The 3,868-nt window shown below is 57.2% G+C and carries 4 protein-coding genes; 3 read left to right on the plus strand and 1 reads right to left on the minus strand.

The window, feature by feature from the left end:
• The coding region (locus tag TNMX_RS12130) for a transposase family protein (RefSeq protein WP_038032599.1) at window positions 1–256 on the minus strand (256 nt) is incomplete at its 3' end.
• Window positions 257–396: 140 nt separating this feature from the next.
• Here TNMX_RS12130 and TNMX_RS12135 point away from each other — a divergent pair.
• The 3 genes from TNMX_RS12135 to TNMX_RS12145 all read left to right on the plus strand — a co-directional run.
• Window positions 397–1,248: a phytoene/squalene synthase family protein gene (locus TNMX_RS12135; protein WP_038032595.1), complete on the plus strand. Its 852-nt coding sequence runs from the start codon at window positions 397–399 to the stop codon at window positions 1,246–1,248.
• A gap of 21 nt (window positions 1,249–1,269) precedes the next feature.
• Entirely contained in the window at window positions 1,270–2,529 is a 1,260-nt protein-coding gene (locus TNMX_RS12140) for a deoxyribodipyrimidine photo-lyase (RefSeq protein ID WP_038032597.1), read from the plus strand.
• A 192-nt stretch (window positions 2,530–2,721) separates the two neighbouring features.
• On the plus strand, window positions 2,722–3,868 hold a 1,147-nt coding region (locus tag TNMX_RS12145), incomplete at its 3' end, for a cytochrome P450 (RefSeq protein ID WP_038032598.1).

Here is a 3,868-nt window from a genome sequence, read left to right on the forward strand (position 1 = left end):
GAAGGAGGGCCGCTTGGAGCTTTTCAGGATCCAGGCGGTGAAGGAGAAGGGTGATGGCGGTGTGGCCTGGGGCCTTGCGCAGGCCGAGGTGGGGCAAGAGGTGGGGGTTGGCGCGGGCGAAGCGTTCCACGCCCCTCAGGGAGTCCACGCGGGAAAGAAAAGCCACCAGGATGAGGGCCAGGAGGCCCCAAAGGGGGTACTGCCGGTTGCGGGCCCGGGGGTCGGGGATCTGGGACAGGGCTTCGCGCAGGGTCATGCCCCCTCTTTACTCCAGGAGCCGCATATAGGTCAAGTCTGCATGCCATACTGTCTATGTTTTGTCAAGTTTACGTCTAGCTATAAAGTGTAGCCGGGACAAAGGTCTTTTGCCACACTTGGAAAGAAGCTAGAAACATCATGGAACCTAACTGGAGGTTAATAGCCCACATCCTACGCCGCTACTCCACCACCTTCTATTGGGGGAGCTTCCTCTTTCCCAAAGAAGAGCGCAAGGGGGTTTGGGCTGTCTACGCTGCCTGCCGCTTAGGGGACGATGCCGTGGACGGATTGGGGGCGGGGGAGGAAGCCCTAAAAGCCTGGTGGCAGGGTATAGAACGGGCCTTTAGGGGAAAGCCTCAGACGGAGTGGGAAAGGGGACTAGCCTGGGCCTTAACCCGCTGGCCCATCCCTCAGGAGGCCTTTCGCCACATGTGGCAAGGCTTTCGCCTAGACCTGGGGCCCGTGCACCTGGAGACGGAGAAGGAACTCCTTCGCTATTGCTACCAGGTGGGGGGCACGGTGGGTAGGATGGTGACCCCCATTGTGGGTGGCAGCAAGGAGGTGGAGGGAAAAGCCATCCTCTTGGGCCAGGCCATGCAGCTCACCAATATTCTGCGGGACGTGGGGGAAGACCTCGAACGAGACCGGGTCTACCTCCCGGCAGAACTCTTAAAGCACTTTGGCGTATCCCTCGAGCATCTGAAGCAAGGGCGGATTACCCCAGAGTACCGGAACCTTATGGCCCATCTGGAAAGTCGGGCCCGCCTCCTCTACCAGGAGGGGCTCAAAGGCCTTTCCGGACTACGGGTGGGCAGAGGAGCCATTGCCTTTGCCGCCTTGCAATACCAGGCTATCTTGGACAAATTACGACTCTCTGGCTATGACAACCTCCATCGAAGGGCCCACCTGAAGCCTTGGGAGCGGCTTCAACTCCTACCCCAGGCCCTGAGGATTTCCCAGATATCATTCCTGGCTACACAAATCCGATAATGCAAAGGCTATTCTCACCGTATGTACCTGGTTTGGCACCGAGGAGATCTGCGGCTTGCCGACCATCCCGCCCTCCTCGAGGCCCTATCCCAGGGACCTGTGGTGGGCTTGGTAGTCCTAGACCCCAACAACCTAACAACCTCGCCCCGACGCCGGGCTTGGTTTTTAGAAAATGTCCGCGCTCTGCGGAAAGCGTACCGTGAGCGGGGCGGAAGCCTATTTGTAATACAGGGTTATCCCTGGGAAGCAGTCCCGGAAGCCGCCCGTAGACTACGGGCCAAGGGGGTGTATGCCTTAAAGACCTATACCCCCTACGGACGGTATCGGGATGCCCGTGTACGAGAGGCTCTTTCCGTTCCCATTCACTTCCTTCCTGCTCCCCACCTGATTCCCCCCGACCTTCCTAGACCCTACCGGGTTTACACCATTTTTAGCCGCCAATTCTCGGGAGTAGACCCCCCTCAGCCGGCTCCCGACTCCCTACCTGGGGCTGGGGCTTGGGAGGAAGGCGAAATCCCAGAGGAAAACCCCGGGCTTCTCTTGCCCGAGCCCGGCGAGGAAGCTGCCTGGAGAAAACTTCGCCGTTTCCTAGAAAAAGGCCTGGATGTATACCACCTGGAGCGGAACCGGCTGGATGGCGAAGGGGGCTCGAGGCTCTCACCCTACTTCTCCTTGGGGGTTCTCTCCCCACGGCAAGCCGCATGGGAAGCCCTTCAACGCGGTGGGGAAGGGGCAAAGAAGTGGGTTTCCGAGCTTCTTTGGCGGGACTTCTCCTACCACCTCCTCTACCATTTTCCCCAGATGCAGGACACACCCCTGGACCCCAAGTTTGCCCACTTTCCTTGGCGAGAAGATGAGGAACTATTCCAATCATGGCTCCAGGGCAAGACCGGTATACCCCTGGTGGACGCTGCTATGCGCGAGCTATGGGCTACAGGTTTTCTCTCCAACCGGGCACGGATGTGCGTGGCCCAATTCGCCGTAAAGTACCTTCTTCTCCCATGGAAACGAGCAGAAAAAGCTTTTAAGGAGCTCCTGTTGGACGGGGATACCCCGCAAAACCTCCAAGGGTGGCAGTGGGCAGGAGGCCTAGGCGTGGATGCTGCTCCCTACTTCCGGGTCTTTAACCTTGTAGAACAGGGAAAGCGCTATGACCCCCAGGCAAGCTGGCTAAAGCGCTTTGCTCCAGAATATGCGAGTTATGAACCCAAAAATCCCATTATAGACTTAGAGGTATCTCGTAGGAACTACCTTTCTTTGGTAAGAAACCTAAAAAGGTAGCCTGGCCCACAGGAAAGGAATCTTCTGTACATGCTACCATAGTGCTGTGGTAAGAAAAGCTCGTTCTGCAAAAACCTTGGGGGAAGCCTATGTTTGGCCTAGCGACCCATGCCCACCCTTGATCCTGCCCCTGTTTCACTGGCAAAGCCCTCCGCCCTTAGACCTCAGACCCAGCACGGATCACCACTCCCTATGGCCATCACCTTGGATTTAAGGAAAAACCTGGGCGAGCTAAAGCGCCTTAGAGAGGACCCTTTAGGTACCCTTCTTGATTGGGGCCGGAAGCACCCCCGTTATGCTCTTCCTCTGCCAAGGACACCCCTGTTCCTGATCTTTGATCCAGAAGGGGTGGAAAGAATCCTCCATGGTACCGACAACAAGGCTACATTCCAGTACCGCGAACTTTCCCGCCTCACGGGAAAAGGCCTTCTCACCGACTGGGGAGAGGAATACCAAAGGGTACGCAAGGCTCTCAAGGATCCTTTCCTCCCCAAAAGTGTGGCCGCTTATGGGGAAGCCCTCGAGGAGGAGGCAGAAGCCTTCTTCACCTCCTGGCGCGTAGGGGAAAAACGGGAGTTAGATCACGAGATGCTGGCCCTTTCTCTACGCTTTCTAGGCCGGATCCTCTGGGGAAGGCTCCTTCCAGAGAGAATCGCCACCTCAACCCTTTCCGCTTTGGAACACATCGTTGAGCGCATGCGAAACCCCCTTTCCCGCCTCAACCCTTTGGCAGAGAGGCGCTTCCAAAGAAGTCGTCGGGTTCTTTTGCAGGAAGCCGCGGAACTTATCTATGAGCCACCTTTCCACATCCTATCCAGAGAAAGAGCCTTGGCAGAGGCTATCACCCTTTTGGTAGCAGGACATGAAACCACAGCCAGCGCTCTTACTTGGAGCCTTTACCTGCTATCCAGAGAACCCGCATGGCAACAAAAGATAGCCCAAAGCGAAACCCATGCCTTGATGGCCTTCCAGGAAGCTCTGCGGCTTTACCCCCCAGCCTGGATTATAACCCGCAAGGCGGAAACTGCTCTGGACTTGGGAAATGAGACAATCCCCAAAGGAAGCACGGTGGTGCTATGTCCCTACGTAACCCACCGCCTTTACTTTCCCGAGGGGGAAATCTTCCGGCCCGAGCGCTTCCTGGAAGCCAAAAGCCTGCCCAACGGCCGCTATTTTCCTTTCGGCATGGGAAAGCGTACTTGTTTAGGACGGAACCTTGCTCTCCTGGAGGGCATAGTAGCCCTCAGGGCCTTCTTTCAACGCTTCCGGCTCCCTCCCCTTCCTGAGCCCCAGGTGCAGGCAGGGGTTACCCTAAGACCCAAAGGGGGTCTTTGGGTTA

Source organism: Thermus sp. NMX2.A1, from assembly GCF_000511705.1.
Taxonomy (GTDB): Bacteria; Deinococcota; Deinococci; order Deinococcales; family Thermaceae; genus Thermus; species Thermus scotoductus.

What these genes read in the sequence shown, in the direction of transcription:
- TNMX_RS12140 (WP_038032597.1), top strand. Translation starts at nt 1,270, where the DNA reads ATGTACCTGGTTTGGCACCGAGGAGATCTGCGGCTTGCCGACCATCCC.
- TNMX_RS12135 (WP_038032595.1), top strand. Translation starts at nt 397, where the DNA reads ATGGAACCTAACTGGAGGTTAATAGCCCACATCCTACGCCGCTACTCC.